Annotated in this window: 11 protein-coding genes; 6 read left to right on the forward strand and 5 right to left on the reverse strand. The window is 70.4% G+C overall.

All coding sequences use genetic code 11. From position 1 onward, the window contains the following. Window positions 1–300 precede the first annotated feature (300 nt). From ACIP67_RS01115 to ACIP67_RS01125, 3 genes are all read left to right on the forward strand, one after another. Window positions 301–8,034: a polymorphic toxin-type HINT domain-containing protein gene (locus tag ACIP67_RS01115; RefSeq protein WP_401685470.1), complete on the forward strand. Its 7,734-nt coding sequence runs from the start codon at window positions 301–303 to the stop codon at window positions 8,032–8,034. Window positions 8,035–8,137: 103 nt separating this feature from the next. Then, on the forward strand, window positions 8,138–8,479 hold the full coding sequence (locus ACIP67_RS01120; protein ID WP_401685472.1) for a hypothetical protein: 342 nt from the start codon (window positions 8,138–8,140) through the stop codon (window positions 8,477–8,479). Between the two features lie 48 nt (window positions 8,480–8,527). Continuing rightward, on the forward strand, window positions 8,528–9,175 hold the full coding sequence (locus ACIP67_RS01125; protein ID WP_401685475.1) for a hypothetical protein: 648 nt from the start codon (window positions 8,528–8,530) through the stop codon (window positions 9,173–9,175). 102 nt (window positions 9,176–9,277) lie between these two features. Here the strand turns inward: ACIP67_RS01125 and ACIP67_RS01130 are convergent, their stop codons facing one another. Beyond that, entirely contained in the window at window positions 9,278–10,831 is a 1,554-nt protein-coding gene (locus tag ACIP67_RS01130; RefSeq protein WP_401685476.1) for an APC family permease, read from the reverse strand. A gap of 235 nt (window positions 10,832–11,066) precedes the next feature. On the opposite strand from ACIP67_RS01130, the gene ACIP67_RS01135 reads away from it, so the two are divergent. Then, window positions 11,067–11,933 carry a fructosamine kinase family protein gene (locus ACIP67_RS01135; RefSeq protein ID WP_401685478.1) on the forward strand — a complete coding sequence of 289 codons (867 nt, stop codon included), beginning with the start codon at window positions 11,067–11,069 and terminating at the stop codon, window positions 11,931–11,933. Window positions 11,934–12,191: 258 nt separating this feature from the next. On the opposite strand, the gene ACIP67_RS01140 is transcribed toward ACIP67_RS01135, so the two are convergent. The 3 genes from ACIP67_RS01140 to ACIP67_RS01150 form a co-directional block, all read right to left on the reverse strand. Continuing rightward, on the reverse strand, window positions 12,192–12,551 hold the full coding sequence (locus ACIP67_RS01140) for a hypothetical protein (RefSeq protein ID WP_401685480.1): 360 nt from the start codon (window positions 12,549–12,551) through the stop codon (window positions 12,192–12,194). A gap of 364 nt (window positions 12,552–12,915) precedes the next feature. Next, window positions 12,916–13,269 (reverse strand): hypothetical protein, encoded by a 354-nt coding sequence (locus ACIP67_RS01145; protein WP_401685482.1) that lies wholly within the window; start codon window positions 13,267–13,269, stop codon window positions 12,916–12,918. 136 nt (window positions 13,270–13,405) lie between these two features. Then, window positions 13,406–13,771 (reverse strand): DUF6479 family protein, encoded by a 366-nt coding sequence (locus ACIP67_RS01150; RefSeq protein ID WP_401685485.1) that lies wholly within the window; start codon window positions 13,769–13,771, stop codon window positions 13,406–13,408. A gap of 180 nt (window positions 13,772–13,951) precedes the next feature. Between ACIP67_RS01150 and ACIP67_RS01155 the strand changes: the two genes are divergently transcribed. Then, on the forward strand, window positions 13,952–14,326 hold the full coding sequence (locus ACIP67_RS01155) for a ferredoxin (protein WP_401685488.1): 375 nt from the start codon (window positions 13,952–13,954) through the stop codon (window positions 14,324–14,326). 206 nt (window positions 14,327–14,532) lie between these two features. Here the strand turns inward: ACIP67_RS01155 and ACIP67_RS01160 are convergent, their stop codons facing one another. Continuing rightward, complete coding sequence (locus tag ACIP67_RS01160) at window positions 14,533–15,381, reverse strand: NUDIX domain-containing protein (RefSeq protein WP_401685491.1); 849 nt, start codon at window positions 15,379–15,381, stop codon at window positions 14,533–14,535. Window positions 15,382–15,549: 168 nt separating this feature from the next. Between ACIP67_RS01160 and ACIP67_RS01165 the strand changes: the two genes are divergently transcribed. Further along, the gene (locus ACIP67_RS01165) at window positions 15,550–17,151 is read left to right on the forward strand and encodes a phytoene desaturase family protein (RefSeq protein WP_401685493.1); all 1,602 of its coding nucleotides are present in this window, start codon (window positions 15,550–15,552) and stop codon (window positions 17,149–17,151) included. The last annotated feature ends 40 nt before the right edge of the window (window positions 17,152–17,191 follow it).

The raw sequence follows: 17,191 nt of genomic DNA on the forward strand, positions 1-17,191 counted from the left end.
AAGTGGGCCTGAACAGCGAGTTCACTTGACGGGCAGGGTGTGCGAAACGATCACAATTTGCCCATCCTTCACGGATGATTAACCTCCGTTTGGGTGGTTCTTTAACGCATTAAACCGTCCGGATTGCATTGATCGCGCCCGCGAGAAATGTGCTTGTGACCTAGATCACCGGCCTTATTTCGCTTGTTGACTTTCTGTGAACTCGTGGTTGAACATTCGTGTTCGTCAATGGACCGAACTGTGTGCGCGGGGGCTGCCGCTGTGTGGGGATCGCTGTCATGGAGCGGCAGGAGGGAGCGCGTGAGTACGCGTTCCGAGCGCCGCAGACTGGCGCGGGTGCGCGCTGGTGTCGTCGGGTCGCTCGTGGTGGGGCTGGCGGTGGGTGTCCTGCCGGCCGCGTACGCGCTGCCGCCGGGTGACGACCGCAGCGGGGTCGAGCTGGTCGATCTTCCGGACGTCGAGCAGGCCGAGGGCGAGGAGGGCGGCAGCCTTGCCGAGCTGACGACGTCCGAGGCGGAGCCGCCGGTCGAGTACGAGCCGACCGAGGTGACGGCGCCGGCCGGTGGTACGGCCACGCAGGACCTGACCGGGCTGGCTCCGGGTGATCTGGTGCCGCTGACGCAGGCCGACGGCACGGCGCTGCCGGTGGAGGTGGGTGCGCCGGAGACGGCGACCGCGACGGAGGCCGCCGCCCTGGAGGGCGAGTGGCAGGTGTCCCTCGCCGCGCAGGAGGAGATCGCCGCGACGGCGATCGAGGGCGTGGCTCTGACGGTCACCCCGCCGGCGGAGTCCACCGGTGACGCGGTGATCGCCCTGGACTACAGCGACTTCTCGGAGCTGTACGGGGCGAACTGGGCGGACCGGCTGGAGTTCGTGCAGTACCCGTCCTGTTTCCTGACGACCCCGGACACCGAGGGCTGCTCGGAGCCGACCGAGGTGACCACGGACAACGTGGTGGCGCAGACCGGCACGGACGCCGAGGGCGACCCGGTGTACGAGCGGCGCATCCTGGCGACGGTGGCGACGGAGGACCTGGCGGCGGGCGGTACGTCTGCGGAGGCCTCTACGGCGTCCACCGCGTCCGCGTCCGGTGAGGGTGTTGTCACGGACGGCGTGTACCGCGAGGCGGAGACCGAGGCCGGGACCCGTCTGGCCTCCCTCGCCGCCGCGACCGCCGACGGCTCGGGCTCCTCCGTCCTCCTGGCGACGGACTCCGGTTCGGGTTCGAAGGGTGACTTCGGTGCGACGCCGCTGGTGAGCGCGGGTTCGTGGTCGGCGGGCGGTAACTCCGGTGCCTTCACGTACTCGTACACGCTGCAGACGCCGAGCGTGCCGGGTGGTCCGTCGCCGTCGGTGTCGTTCGGTTACAACTCGCAGGTGGTGGACGGCCGTACGTCGGCGTCGAACAACCAGCCGTCGTGGATCGGTGACGGCTGGGAGTACAACGCGGGTTCGATCACGCGCACGTACACCTCGTGCCGTGACGACCAGACGAACGGCAACAACACCAAGAAGACCAGCGACCTGTGCTTCGGTTCGTACAACGCGACGCTGACGCTGGGCGGCACGACGACGGAGCTGGTGCTGCCGGACAGTGCGAGCAGCCCGTTCGGTGACGCGTGGGTGACCGCGAACGGTGACGGTTCCCGGGTGGAGCTGCTGAAGGACGCGAGCCTGGACAACGGTGACGCCGACGGCGAGTACTGGCGTGTCACCACGCGGGACGGCACCCAGTACTACTTCGGCAAGCACAAGCTGGACGAGAACTGGGCCAGCGGCGACCCGGTGACGAACTCGGTGTTCACCGCGCCCGTCGCCGGCAACCAGAGCGGCGAGCCCTGCTACCAGTCGGGCGACTTCGCCGGCTCCTTCTGCGACCAGGCGTGGCGGTGGAACCTCGACTACGTCGTGGACACCAACGGCAACGCGATGACGCTGTGGTGGGCGAAGGAGAAGAACTACTACGCCAAGAACAACAAGTACAAGACGCCGGTCTCCTACGACCGCGGCGGCTACCTCAAGCGCATCGAGTACGGCCTGACCGAGGACGACCCGTACGCCACGCCGATCTCGAAGGTGACCTTCGACGTCGACGAGCGGTGCTTCAAGGAAGGCGAAATCGCCTGCACGGCGGAGGGCGACGAGAACGACAACTTCACCTCCGGCGACTTCGCCAAGAACCGCATCTGGTACGACACCCCGGCCGACCTGTACTGCGCGTCGGGCAAGGAGTGCTACGTCCCCGTCCCCACGTTCTGGTCGCGCAAGCGCCTGGCGCAGGTGACGACGTGGACCCAGCGCACGCAGGGCTCGACGGAGCTGACCAAGCTGGACAGCTGGACGCTCCAGCAGTCCCTGCCGGCCGACCTCACGGACGAGGGCACGGCCCTGTGGCTGGAGTCGATCACCCGCACCGGCTACGGCACCGACGGCGAGGCCATCACCCTCAACCCGGTCGAGTTCCTCGCCAACAGCCTCTCCATGCCCAACCGCGTCAAGCGCGGCTCCAGCGACCCCAACCCGGCCTTCGACCGCCTGCGCATCGCCCGTGTGGTGAGCGAGTACGGCGGCGAGACCGTCGTCACCTACAAGACCGACGCCTGCAAGGTCGACGGTGAGTTCCCCAAGCCCGAAGAGAACGTCGGGCTGTGCTTCCCGGCGTACTGGAACCCCGATCCGGACAAGGAGACGATCGACTGGTTCCACAAGTACGTGGTCGACAACGTCCAAGAGCTTCCCGCCCTCAATGGCGTCGACGCGATCACCACGACGTACGACTACCTCGGTGACGCCGCCTGGGCACTGAACCAGGCGGAGTTCTCCAAGAAGAAGACCCGCACCTACGACCAGTGGCGCGGCTTCGCCCGGGTACGCACGTACACCGGTGACGACAGTGACGCCGCGTACATGTCCACCGAGCGGGGGATGACGGAGACCCGCTTCTTCCGGGGCATGGACGGCGATCCGCTGCCCGGCGGCAGCACCCGCTCGGTCACCGTCAAGGACGTCGACGGCAACACGATCGCCACGGACGAGGAGGCCTTCGCCGGCCGCGTCGCCGAGTCCCTGACCTACTCTTCGGCGACCGCGTCGACCTGGCTGACCAGGACCGTGGACAAGCCGAAGGCGGTGAAGCTCGCGGCCCGGAGCCGTTCCGGCGGTATCCCGGACCTGAAGGCCTGGCGCGTCCTGACCCCCGAGTCCCTCACCTACACCCGTTCCTCCGGCGACGGCGACGACAAGCGCACCCTGCGCGTCCTGCGCACGGTGACGGAGTACGAGGACACCTACGGCCTGCCGACGCAGGTGACGGAGTACAACGACTGGTCGTCGGACTCGGCGGCCAACAAGTCGGACGACGACACCTGCACGGTGATGTCGTACGTCCACAACACGTCCAAGCACCTGATCGGCCTGGCCAAGCAGACCCTGACCACCGCCGGCACCTGCGCGCAGGCGGACACGGCGACGGCGGCCGACTGGATCGACGGCTCCCGCGTCGCCTACGACGGCGGCGCCTACGGCGACGCCCCGACCACCGGCAACGCCACCGCCACCTGGGCTGTCACCGGCGCCGGCGGCGCCTGGGTGGCGGACGGCCAGGTCACCTACGACGACTACGGCCGCACCACCTCGACCAAGAACGCCCTGGCCATCGCAGGCGGCGAGGACACGAAGTCCACCACGACCTACACCCCGTCCGAGGGCCAGGTCTACTCGATCAAGACGACCAACGAGCTGGGGCAGAGCGAGACCAGCACGCTGGAGCCCGGCCGCGGGGTGGCGCTGACGGACGAGGACGTCAACGGCCGCGTCACCACCTACACCTACGACGCCCTCGGCCGCGCCACGCAGGTGTGGAACCCGAACCGGGCCACGTCCAAGTCCCCCTCGGCGAAGATCACCTACGACACGACGATCGGCTCGCCGGTCTCGATCACGACCGAGTCGCTCACCGACACCGGTGACTACGGCGTGTCCACCGTCATCTACGACGGCATGGGCCGCGAGCGGCAGAAGCAGGAGCCGGCGGTCGGCGGCGGACGCCTCATCACCGATACCCTGTACAGCGCGAACGGCACGATCAAGCAGACCAACAACGCCTACTACGACAAGGACGAGCCCTCCACCGTCCTGTTCGAGCTGGCCTCCGACTACCAGGTCCCCAACGCCACCCTCTACGCCTACGACGGCCTGGGCCGCACCCTCACCGAGACCCCGTACCTGAACGGCGAAGAGGTCCCGACGAAGGCGACCCGCTACGAGTACGGCCTCGACAACTCCACGGTCATCAACCCGACGGGCGCCACCGCGCAGCGGACCTGGTCCGACGCCTTGGGCCGCATGGTCCGGGTGGACACCTTCACGGACGCGCTGCGTGCCGCCTACCGTTCGACGACGTACCAGTACGACGAGCGCGGCGACCGCGTCGAGGCGAAGGACTCCGAAGGCAACGTCTGGACGTGGAAGTTCGACGCCCGGGGCCGTGAGATCGAGGCCGTGGACCCGGACGCCGGTACGACCACGACGACCTACGACGTCCTGGACCGGCCGCAGCTGGTCACGGACGAGAACGCGGCCGTCTACACCGTCTACGACAAGCTGTCCCGGCCGATCGAGCAGCGCGAGAACTCCGCCACCGGCACCCTGCTGACTTCGAGCACATACGACACGCTGATCGGCGGCGTGGGTCTCGCCACCTCGCAGACCCGTTACACCGACGGTCTCGCCTACACCACGGCGGTGACCGGCTACACGACCGACTACCAGCCGACTGGCAAGAAGATCTCCATCCCCGAGTCGGTGGCCCTCGCCAACGGCCTGCAGTCGAGCTACTCCTACAGCTACGAGTACTCCGAGTCGGGCCTGATGGAGGCGGTCAATCTGCCCTCCGTGGGCACCCTGCCCGCCGAGAAGGTCGTCGTCCGCTACAACGAGGACGGCCTGCCGGTCTCCACCTCGGGCCTGGCCTGGTACACCGCGCAGACCTCGTACTCCCCGTACGGGCAGGTCCTGCGCACGGTCAGCGGTGAGAACCCCAACCGGGTGTGGACGACGAACCTGTTCGACGAGGCGACGGGTGAACTCACCCAGAGCATCGTCGACCGCGAGTCGACCAGCGACACCACCGCCGTCACCGGCCACCGCGTCAACTCCCGCTCGTACGCGTACGACCCGGCCGGCAACGTCACTTCGATCGCCGACACCTCCAACTCGGTGACCGACCGCCAGTGCTTCACCTACGACGCGCTGGGCCAGCTCACCGAGGCGTGGACCGCTCCGACGTCCTGCACGGCGACGGGCAAGACGACGGCGGCCGCGCAGTACTCGGACGGCACGACCAACGTCACGGCGGCGAACAGCGGCTACTGGCAGTCGTACACCTATGACGCGATGGGCAACCGCAAGACGCTCGTCGAGCACGACCCGGGCCTGGACACCACCAAGGACGCCACGACCACCTACGCGTACGGCAACGCGGACGGCACCCAGCCCCACACCCTGACCGGCATGTCCTCCACCTACAAGGCGGACTCCGGCGCGCAGGTGACCAAGGCGACGACGCTGACGTACGACGACGCGGGCAACACCCTCACCCGCACGTACGACGGCTCCGAGCAGGCGCTGGACTGGACCTGGGACGGCCAGGTCGAGAAGATCACCGGCTTCGGCGAGAACGGCGCCGGCGCGTGGAAGGGCCTGGCGAACAAGTGCCTGGACCTGGCCAACGCGACGACGACGGCCGACAATCCCGTCCAGCTCTACACCTGCAACGGCTCCAAGGCGCAGAAGTTCCGCATCGACTCCGCGTCCTCCGCGGACCCGTCGACGGGCGCGCTGAAGATCCTCGGCAAGTGCGTCGTCCCGAAGGCCGGCGGCACCGCCAACGGCACGCTGGTCGTCATCGCCGACTGCACCGGCGCTGCGGCCCAGCAGTGGACGGCGACGTCCACCGGCACCCTCAAGCACGTCTCCTCGGGCAAGTGCCTGGACGTGCCGAGCTCCAACTCGGCCGACAGCACCGACCTCCAGCTGAACACCTGCGGCACCGCCGCCAACCAGCAGTGGGTGCCGGACAAGGAGACCAAGTACATCTACGGCGGTGACGGATCGCGCCTGATGGCGATCTCCGCCACCGAGCGCACCCTGTACCTCGGCGAGTCGACGATCTCCGTCAACGCGGCCGGCGGCCCCGCCTACACCGAGCGCTACTACTCCCAGGCCGGCGCCCCCACCGTGATGCGCCACGCACAGGGCACGGGCACGGCGGAACTCTCCGCCCAGATCACCGACCAGCAGGGCACCGCGTACCTCAACGTGGCGCTGGCCTCGGGCAACAAGCCCAAGTTCTCCAAGCGCGACCCCTTCGGCGTGGAGCGCACCGAGTCGACGACCTGGCGCTCCCACCAGAGCTACGTCGGCGGTGACGACGACGCCAGCAGCGGCCTGGTCCACCTGGGCGCCCGTGAGTACGACTCCAACACGGGCCGCTTCCTCTCCCCGGACCCGGTCCTGGACCTGAACGACCCGGTCCAGATGAACGGCTACGTCTACTGCGAGAACAACCCGGTCACCTTCGCCGACCCCTCGGGCCTGGCGTCGGAGGGCGGCAGCTCGGACTACGGCGGCCCGTCCGCGTCCGAAGAAGCGGCGGCGAAGAAGACGCTGAACACCTCGGTGGCGGACGTCATCCTGTCCATCGGCTGGGCGGCTCTGAAGGAATTCGTCGGCTGGGACAGCGTGGTCGGCTGCTTCTCCCGCGGCGACGTCTGGGCCTGTGGTGACCTCTTCCTCAACGCCATTCCGTGGACGAAGGCGTACAAGGCCTTCGGCATCGCCAAGGCGGCCTACCGGATCGCCAAGGCCGTCAACGCGCTGATGAAGGCGAAGGAAAAAGCCCGCAAGATCATCGAGTTGGCGCGCAAGGCACGCGAATTGGCCCGCAAGGCGGCAGCGGCCAAGAAGAAGGCGGCCGCGCTGGCGGCCCAGCTGAAGAAGAAGGCCAAGGAAGCGGCCACCCGTCAGGCCAAGAAGGCCGCCCAGAAGACCGGCAACGCGATCCAGAAGGCACGGAAGACAGCTGCCAAGAAGGCGGAGCCCAAGCCGCGGCAGACGAGGGCCGCGAAGAAGGAGTCGTCGGGCGGAGGCGATGACGACAGCGGCGCCTCCGGCGCCAGCTGCCCGGTCAACAGCTTCGTCCCCGGCACCCGGGTGTTGATGGCGGACGGCACCACCAAGCCGATCGAGGACGTCAAGAACGGCGACAAGGTCCTGGCGACCGACCCCGAGACCGGTGAGACCGCCGCCGAGACGGTCACCGCCGAAATCGTCGGCCAAGGCGTCAAGCACCTGGTCAAGGTGACCATCGAAGCCGGCGACGGCAAGAAGACCGCCCACGTGACAGCCACGGACGGACACCCGTTCTGGGTCCCGGAACTGGGCGAGTGGATCGACGCCACCGACCTGAAGGCGGGCGAGTGGCTGCGCACCAGCGCCGGCACCTACGTCCAGGTCACGGCAGTCGAGCGCTGGACCACGCCGTGGGCCACCGTCCACAACCTGACCGTGAGCGACCTGCACACCTACTACGTGCTGGCAGGAAGCACGTCGGTCCTGGTCCACAACCAGGGTTGTGGACCTGATGCCGACGAGGGGACGGCGTTGGTGCACGCACACGTCAGCGATGGGAACAACGTCCACTTCACTGTCGAAGTGATGGACGGAAGCGGTGAGATCACCCATTCCGAACTGATGCCCAACGTGGGCCACACACAGACTGCCATTCGCAACTACACCGGATCGGCCGGGACGATGACTTTCTCGTTCAGGCTTCCCAATGCCGGGGCCGCACGCGCCTTCCAGGCCAAGAAGATCGGTACCGGTCAAGGGAAGTACGACTTCTTGACCAACAGTTGCCTCACCCACGTCTGTGATGTCCTGCGAGAAGGCGGAGTGACGGATCTACCGGATACGGGCGTGCGCATGGCCGCTTGGGCCAAACGTGGTCTACAGTCTGCGTTCAGAGACGGCTGATGAGCTGGCGAAATGTTCGGCCGGTCTTCGATCGCACCACCGGGAGCACCGGGAAGAGTTCGAAGACCGGCCTGTGCGCACTGACTTCATTGAGGTTCGTTACGTGACTGCAGAAATCTCCCCCTACTTGGCGACCTTCGTCAAAATGGCCTCCGACGGCCGTTTGGGTTGGGACGTCGTCGTGCTGGCCGGGAGAGGAATCTCGGCCTATGCATCCGCCCAACTGTGGATGCTCAGGGATGGGAAAACATCGGTGGATCCCATACGGCTCGCCGATGCGATTGAAGAGTTCGGTCTGCTCGTGGAGAAGGCATCCGACCTGTGGTCGGACTACGACGACGGGAAAATGTCCGAGGCGGACCTCCTGGTGCGACTCGACGCCGTTGTTCATCAGCTGGAGGTCTGGCCGGGAGCTGACCCCGACGGTGCGCTCGATGAGTCGTGAGCCTCTACCGGTGACTGATCGTCATGGAGACGGGAAGGAGATGGCACCTTGGGGGACATGCGGAAGATCGCCGCAGTGGTGTGGCTGGCCTGCCTGCTGACCGGCTGCGACGCGGCGAGCGGCGGCGGCGCCGGTGAGGACGGGCTGCTGAAGCCCAGCGCCCAGCCGGGCGCCACCTCCCGGGCCGGCGGCCTGGGCAGCGCCGCCCTCGCCGCCCGGGACGCGGACGGCTTCACGGTGTCCACGTCGGCCGACCGCAGCGCGGTGCGGGTCACGGACAACGCCTGCGCCCCGCTCGCCCACGCCCTCTCCGGCTCGGTGGTCGGCAAGCCGGCGTCCACGGTGGTACGGCAGGTGTCCGGCGAGGGCGCCACCGTCACCGTGGTCCTCGCCGAGTACGCCTCCGATCAGGCGCAGACGGCGATGGACGCCATCGGCACCGCCCTCGACGAATGCGCCGCCGGCTTCACGGCGACGGTCGACGGCGACGAGCACAAGGTCGGCGAGGTCACCCCGGCGATCGCCCCCGAGGGCACCGACCAGGCGATGGGCCTGGGCGCGACCGTGGAGCGGGACGGCGAGAAGAGCCGGACGGAGGCCGTGATCCTGCGCTCCGGCACCACGGTGGCCTACCTCAGCGGCACACCGTCGGTCCCGGCCGCCGTTCTGGACGCCCAGCTCGTCAAGCTGTCGTGAGCGACGCCGGCTGAACGCCACCGGCCTGACCCCCGGACGCCGCTGCCGGGCCGGGAGATTCCCCGGCCCGGCAGCGGCGTCCGTGCTTTCGCGGACGGCTCCTCAGTCCTCGACCACCAGGGCCGGCGTGCCCGTCGTCAGGACCTCGCCGCGGAAGAACGCCGGGCTGCGCCGGCGCATCGCCGCCATCAGGACCACGCCCAGGAGCAGCAGGCCGACCCCGATGACGAAGACGGAGCCGACGCCGAGGACGGCCGAGCCGCTGCCGTAGGCCGGGTCCCACATGTCGTACAGCGTCTTGCCGAAGACGGCCGTCAGCAGGATGCCGCCCAGCACCGGGAAGACGCCCTTGAAGACCGCGTCCCGGACCGAGCGGGTCAGGGTGTCCCGGAAGTACCAGGCGCAGGCGAAGGCCGTCAGCGCGTAGTAGAAGCAGATCATCAGGCCGAGGGCGTAGATGGTGTCGACGAGGACGTGCTCGCTGACGAGCGTCATGACGGTGTAGAAGACGCCGGTCGCCACGCCGGCGACGATCGTGGCCCGCCCGGGCGTGCGGAACCGGTCGTGCACGCGCGCGTACGACGCGGGCAGCGCCTCGTAGGTGGCCATCGCCAGCACCGTGCGGGCGACGGGGATGAACGTCGTCTGGAGGCTGGCGGCGGCCGAGGCGAGCACGGCGAGGAAGAGCAGGATGCCGAGGGCGCCGCCCATGACGGGGCCGGCGAGGGCCGCGAAGACGTTGTCGGAGGTCTCGGGGTTGGCGAGGCCCAGACCGTCGGTCCCGGCGCCGACCGCCATCTGGGCGGCCACCGAGGTCGTCAGGTAGGAGCCGACCAGCACCACCATCGCCACGAGCGCGGCCCGGCCCGGCGTCCGGTCGCTGCCGACGGTCTCCTCGTTCGCCGTCAGACAGGTGTCCCAGCCCCAGTACATGAAGATCGACAGGGAGAGTCCGGCGCTGAACGCGGCGAACGACTTCACCTCGAACGGATCGAGCCAGGACCAGGAGAAGTCGAGGTGACCGGCGAGCTCCCCCGAGCGGGCCTTCTGGAGGGCCAGCGCGACGAACACCGCCAGCACCACCAGTTGCAGCGCCACCAGCGCGTACTGCACGCCCTTCGTGGTGGTCATCCCGCGGTAGCTGATCGCCGTCGCGGCCGCGATGAGCAGCAGGCAGGTGATGATGTGGACCGCCTTGTCGCCGTCCAGGGCGGCGATCCGGTCGCTGCCGGTCACCTCGCCCGCCAGCAGCCAGAAGTACGAGGTGGCGACGCCCGCCAGGTTCGACAGCACGATCACCGTCGCGATGACCAGGCCCCAGCCGCACATCCAGCCGACGTGCGGCCCGAACGCCTTGACCGTCCAGGTGAAGGACGTGCCGCAGTCCGGCACGGCCTTGTTGAGCTCGCGGTAGGCGAAGGCGACCAGCAGCATCGGCAGGAACCCGGCCAGGAACACGGCCGGCATCTGCACCCCCACCTCGCCCGCGGTGGAGCCGAGCGTGGAGGTGAGGCAGTAGACCGGCGCGACGGTCGAGACACCGATCACGGCGCTCCCCAGCAGGCCGACGGAGTTGCCGCCCAGGCCCTTGCCGCGCACGCCGTCGGCGTCGTTCTGCGTTCCGTCGGTCCGTGACCGCGTCACCGTCTGTGTCATGACACAGGACGTTAAATCATGCGTTTTCCATCGTTGGGCTGCTGGTCACCCACCCGCCTCCCTCGGAATCACAGCCTACGGCAGCCTACGGGCCGATGATTCCTCCCGTGTGCGGGCTCGTGATCTCGTATCTCAAGGAGACGGACCCGACCGTCCGGTATTCGGAAACCGTACAGCCGCCCGAAATGCCCCGTTCTCATTCTTCCGTGTGACCTGCGTCGCCTACCCTGGCGCCGTGTACACGCCTGACACGCCCGGCGCCGTCGCCGCCCGTTTCACGGGTGCGACCGCGCTCCGGGAACGCCCCCGGTCCACGACCCTGGCCGAGGTGACCCTCGACGACGGGCGCACGGTCATGGTCAAACGCGGCGACGTCCCCGAGGCGGTGCGGGCGGAGGCCGCCGGACTGCGCTGGCTGGCCGACGCCGGAGCGGTCCGCGTCCCCGCGGTGCACGGCCACGACGAACGGTCGCTGGTGACCGACCGGGTCGTGACGGGCCCGCCGACCCCAGAGGCGGCCCTCCGCTTCGGCCGCGGCCTCGCCGCCCTGCACGCCGCCGGCGCGCCCGCCTTCGGCGCCCCGCCGCCGGGCGGCCCCCGCCGGGCCCGTATCGGCCTCGCCCCCCTGCGCAACACCGACGGCGCGGACTGGCCCGGCTGGTACGCCGAACACCGGGTGCTGCCGTATCTGCGCACGGCGGTCGACGAGGGCACGATGCGTCCCGCAGAGGCGGCCGTCGTCGAGCGGGTCTGCGCGCGGCTGCCGGAGTGGGCCGGTCCCGCCGAACCGCCGGCGCGGCTCCACGGCGACCTGTGGCACGGCAACGTGCTCTGGGGCGAGGACGGGCAGGTCCGGATCATCGACCCGGCCGCGCACGGCGGCCACCGCGAGACCGATCTCGCGATGCTCCGTCTGTTCGGCTGCCCCCACCTGGAGCTGGTGCTCGACGGCTACCGGCGGGCGGCGCCGCTCGCGGACGGCTGGACCGGCCGGGTCGGACTCCACCAGCTCTTCCCGCTCCTCGTCCACGCGGTCCTGTTCGGCCGGACGTACGCCGAACAGGCGCTGTCGGTGGCGGGGCGGGCCCTCCGCGACCACTGACGCCGGCCGTGACGCCGGCCGTGACGCCGGCCCTGGCGTCGGCCGTGGCGAGGGCCCGGGCGGTGACCGGGTGTGTGCCTTGACCTCCCGCGCCGTTCTCGGCGCCTCCTCGAAGCGGTACGGACCTTCAGGGGCGTTCTCGAGGGTGTTCTGTGGCGAAGTGGGACGAGCGTGTTCGCTCGACTTGCTCCGGCTGTGCGATGCGCGGCGCCCCGCCGCCGGGGGTCCGGGGCGGGGCGCTGGAAGGGGGCGGAGGCGTCAGTTGGCGCAGATGGCGTAGACGCTGATGCCGACGTCGCTGTAGGCCCTCTGCCTGCCGAGGGCGATCCAGCCGGTTCCGTCGGGGGTGGGGAAGCTGCCTACGAGGATCGCGTCGTTGCCCTGGGCTTCGGCTCCGCCGCCGATGACGTGCTTGCCGGGCGGGCAGTAGGCGGTGCGGCGCTGGAAGTTCGGCACGGTGGCGTTGGGGAGCGTGACGATCTGGTAGCCGTCGACGACGCGGGTCTGGGCGGGCTTGGTGGCGGGGGCGTGCTCGGGGGCTGCCTGGGCGGCCCATCCGGCTGCGGCGGCGAGGGTGAGCGCCAGTGCGCCGGCGGTGAGGGCCGTCTTTGCTCGCATGTGTCTCCTCCTGGTCGTGCGGGGCGCCTGTGCCGGCGTCTCGTCACGGGAAGTAACCATGCCGTGCGCGGAGGGTGAGGGGCGGGCTGTCGAGGGTGAAACGCCCTGATCGTGGGAGGCGGGTGCATGGAGCGCGGAAGGGGCGCGGAGGGTCGCCGCGCTCACGAGGCGGCCCGCTCTCGCGGAAGCGTCCCCTACGCGAGGTCGCACACCCTGAAGAGCCCCCCGCCCTCGGCGGCTCCGTCGAGGCGATGGGCGCCCCGTACACGGCCGTTCCACGTCGCCGAGCACGGCCCCCGATGAGCCCGGAAGATCAAAAAAGCTGACACCACACCTGGATCCGCTACCGAGAGCTACTCGCCACTCACGACGTCCGGTCGCCCTTCGGCTTGCCCCGCTGGTCCGGGGTGCCGTGCGGCGGCGGGCTGGAGGGCTGCGGCGACGTCGCCGGCGACACCGGCGAGCCCGCACGCCCCTGGGTCTGCTCGGGACGCAGGGCGCCCGGGTCGCCCGAGGTCGGCTCCGCGCCCGCCTCCAACTGCTCCAGGCGGGCCGTGAGCAGCTCGGTGACCGGGAGCCGGTCGGCGTGCGTCCGTTCGTAGGCGAGCAACTCCTCCACCTCCCCGGCGGTGAGCGACCGTACGCGGCTCTCCAGGCCGCCGAGGGGCAGGTGGTCGTAGTCGGGCAGGGGCAGGGCGGCGCGGCCGGGGTCGGTCATCGGTCTCACTTCCGTTCGCGGGGGGTGCCAGGCGCGCTTCCGTTCGCAGGGGGCGCCGGACGCGCCGAGCGGTACGGCGTGCGCCGAGCGGCGCGACGCACGCCGAGCGGCGGCGGGGCGAGGGCGGGGCGTCGGCTCAGTGGGCGCCCAGACCGCCCCCGCCGAACGAGCCGCTGCTGCCCCGGCTCCAGCGCGGACGCGTCTTGGAGTCGCTCGACCGCGTCTGCATGTTGGTCAGTTCGTACGGGGTCAGTGGACGGCCGCCCTCCGCCATCCGGGGCACCTCGTCGGGTTCCCGGTTCTCCTGGACCTCATGGACCGGGCCCTCCGGCGGCAGATGCGGCTGTTCCTCGGGGCGCGGCCTGGGCGACTCGCGCATCTTGACTCGCGCGCCCAGCCAGAAGCTGCCGGCCAGCATGGCGATGAGGGCGACACCGACCAGGAACAGCGCCAGGCTGAGCAGGCCGCTCGAGGCGGCCAGCTGCATGCTTGCGGTACTCATGTCAGGCGAATACCCCTCAAATCGGACGTAAACCGCTCGTCATCGGATGCAAGCCGCTCGCTCGATCCTCTCGCTGCGTGTGCGCGTTCCGTCGCCCACCGCGGTCCCGGCGCTCACGGCAGCCGACGGGCACGCCGGCCGGGTGGGTTTGGGTCCGGCCGGCGCGGCTACCCGCACGGTGTGACTTCGACGACATCCCAACAGGAACTCTTCCGGTTCCTGGAGGATCGTTTCGCCTGTGCCCAGGCGTGCACCGAGTGTGCCCGGGCCTGTGCGCAGCGCGCGAGCCTCGTGGATCCGGACGGGACGGAACTTCAGGACCTCATACGCCGCAAGGGCATCATGTGCGCGGAGGTGTGCGACGCGACCTGCCGCATGCTGTCCGAGGACAACCGGATGGACGAGAGCGGCATCCGCGTCCAGCTGGAGTGGTGCCGCACCGTCTGCCTGGAGTGCGCGCACGTCTTCGACCGGCAACCCGGCGCAGAGCAGAGCGCGGCCGCGTGCCGCGCCTGCGCCCAGGCCTGCACGGACTTCATGGCGACCCTCAGCTGATGCGCTGATGCGCTGATGCGCTGATGCGCTGATGCGCTGATGGGCCGATGCGCTCATGCGGCGATTGATGCGCTGACGCGTCGATCCGCTGATCCGGTCCGCTCGTGCACCGCCGCGGCTCGGCGTGAACGGCCGGCCACCGGCGGCGGGCGGCCCTCGCGGTACGGGGCGACCCGGGAGGGGCGTGCGAGCCCGTCCGGCTCAGCTCACTCCCAGCCCAGTTCCGAGTAGAGCCGACCGGCCCGGATACCGGCCAGGGCGGTCCGCGTGTAGCCGACCAGCGGGTCCGGCAGGGCGTCCAGCGGCCACCACTCCCAGGCGAGGCACTTGTCCGGCTCCAGCAGCCGGGGCTCACCGGCCCACCGCCGGGCCCGGAACACCAGCTGGAGGCGAGGGCGGGTGCCGGGCGCGTCGACGACGTGCACGACATGGGCGAACTCGACGTCCGCGGCCTCGATCACCAGCCCGGCCTCCTCCCGGGCCTCCCGGATCAGACAGGCCACGGCGGACTCCTGCTCGCAGTGGCCGGCCAGGAAGTGGTGGTGCAGGGGAGCGAAGGGCGAGTCGGGGTGGCGCAGCCCGAGGAGGACCTTCCCGTCGCGCTCCAGGTACAGGTGCACGCCGACGACGTTCGCGACGGCACCCTGCGCGTGGCGCAGGGGCGGGGGGACGTCCCCGTCGGCCTGATGGCGGGCGAGGACCTCCGCCGCCCATGGCGCCATCGTCAGGTGGGCCGTGGTCGCGGCGTCGAAGAAGGCGAACATGATGCCCTCACCGACCGGCAGCCGGGACGGATCGCCGTCCCAGCGGCCGAGGAAGACGGTCATGTCGTCGATGACGGTGAAGCGGGTCAGCCCGTCCAGAACGAGCCCCGTCTCCTCCAGCAGCTCCCGCGCGACGGCCTCCTCCGGTGTCTCGTCCTCCTCCCGCGCCCCGCCGGGGAGGGACCAGACACCCGGATCGTCGATGGGCTTGTGCGCGTCACGCAGATGGAGCAGGTACCGGCCATGCCGGTCGACCAGAAGCGCGGAGGTGTGGCGAGGCTCGGTGTCCATGCGGTGCCCTTCGTTCCGTACACGTGACCGCCGGGGTGAAATCCCGGAGCCCCGACCGTACTTGAGGCCATGCCGATCGCCAGGACGGCCGACACCGCGTACCACGGAAGGACGGGCGGGCAGTTCGCGTCCCTGGCCGGTCCGGACCGCCCCGTGTTACGAAGGGGCATGCCTGCACACGAGGGACCGGGACGCCCGGGACGCCCGGGAACCCCGGGACACCGGGCCTACGACGTGGTGATCGTCGGCGGTGGCCACAACGGGCTGGTCGCCGCCGCCTACCTGGCCCGGGCCGGGCGGTCCGTGCTGGTGCTGGAGCGGCTGGACCACACCGGGGGCGCGGCCGTCTCCACCCGTCCGTTCGCCGGGGTGGACGCCCGGCTGTCGCGCTACTCCTACCTGGTCAGCCTGCTTCCGCGGAAGATCGTGCGGGACCTGGGCCTGCGGTTCCGCGTCCAAGGGCGGACCATCTCGTCGTACACCCCCGTGGAGCGGGGCGGGCGGCCGACCGGCCTGCTCGTGGGAGGGGGCGAGGAGCGCACCCGGGAGGCGTTCGCGCGGCTGACCGGCGGGGAGCGGGAACACGCGGCCTGGCAGCGCTTCTACGGCATGACCCGACGCGTCGCCCGAAGCGTCTTCCCGACGCTCACCGAACCGCTGCCCACCCGAGGGGAACTGCGCCGCCGCGTCGACGACGAGGACGCCTGGCGGGCCCTGTTCGAGGAGCCCCTGGGCGTCACGATCGAGGAGCGCTTCGCGGACGACCTGGTGCGCGGCGTGGTCCTGACCGACGCCGTCATCGGCACCTTCGCCGACGCCCACGACGCCTCCCTGAAGCAGAACCGCTGCTTCCTCTACCACGTCATCGGCGGCGGCACCGGAGCCTGGGACGTGCCCGTCGGCGGCATGGGCGCCCTCACCGACGCCCTGGCCGCCGCCGCCCGGGACGCGGGCGCCGTCCTCGCCACCGGCCACGAGGCCGTACGGATCGCCACGGACGGCCGTCGCGCCGAGGTCACCTGGCGCACCGCCGACGGCGAGGGCGTCGCCGCCGCCCGGACCGTCCTGGTGAACGCCTCCCCGCAGGCCCTCGCCGCCCTCACCGGCGACGAACCGCCCGCCCCCGCCGAGGGCGCCCAGCTCAAGGTGAACATGCTGCTCGAGCGGCTGCCCCGGCTGAGGGACACCTCGGTCGACCCGCGCGAGGCGTTCGCCGGGACCTTCCACATCGCGGAGGGCTACGAGCAGCTCGCTCGCGCCCACGCCCAGGCCGCCGCCGGTGAGCCGCCCACCGCCCCGCCGTCCGAGATCTACTGCCACTCCCTGACCGACCAGAGCATCCTCGGCCCGGACCTCGCCGGACGCGGTCACCAGACGCTGACCCTGTTCGGCCTGCACACGCCCGCCCGGCTCTTCGCCCGGGACCACGACGCCGTGCGCGACGCGCTGCTGGAGGCCACCCTCGCCCAGCTCGACGCCCACCTCGCCGAACCCCTCGCCGACTGCCTGGCCACGGACGCCGACGGCCGCCCCTGCATCGAGGCGCGGACCCCGCTCGACCTGGAACGCGACCTCCGCCTGCCTGGCGGCCACATCTTCCACCGCGACCTGACCTGGCCCTACGCGGACGGGAACACCGGCCGTTGGGGCGTCGGGACCCCGCACGCCAACGTCCTGCTGTGCGGGGCCGGCGCGGTGCGCGGGGGAGGCGTCAGCGGAGTGCCGGGGCACAACGCGGCGATGGCGGTGCTGGAGAGCGGGGCCGGCTGACGAGCCGCATGCCTCGCGAGGGAAGGGGTACCCCGGCACA

It is taken from the genome of Streptomyces sp. NPDC088812 (assembly GCF_044750285.1).
Lineage (GTDB): Bacteria > Actinomycetota > Actinomycetes > Streptomycetales > Streptomycetaceae > Streptomyces.

Bases quoted from the DNA above. Each gene is read 5' to 3' on its own strand.
- ACIP67_RS01130 (WP_401685476.1), bottom strand. From the start codon at position 10,831: ATGACACAGACGGTGACGCGGTCACGGACCGACGGAACGCAGAACGAC.
- ACIP67_RS01140 (WP_401685480.1), bottom strand. From the start codon at position 12,551: ATGCGAGCAAAGACGGCCCTCACCGCCGGCGCACTGGCGCTCACCCTC.
- ACIP67_RS01145 (WP_401685482.1), bottom strand. From the start codon at position 13,269: ATGACCGACCCCGGCCGCGCCGCCCTGCCCCTGCCCGACTACGACCAC.
- ACIP67_RS01150 (WP_401685485.1), bottom strand. From the start codon at position 13,771: ATGAGTACCGCAAGCATGCAGCTGGCCGCCTCGAGCGGCCTGCTCAGC.
- ACIP67_RS01160 (WP_401685491.1), bottom strand. From the start codon at position 15,381: ATGGACACCGAGCCTCGCCACACCTCCGCGCTTCTGGTCGACCGGCAT.
- ACIP67_RS01165 (WP_401685493.1), top strand. From the start codon at position 15,550: ATGCCTGCACACGAGGGACCGGGACGCCCGGGACGCCCGGGAACCCCG.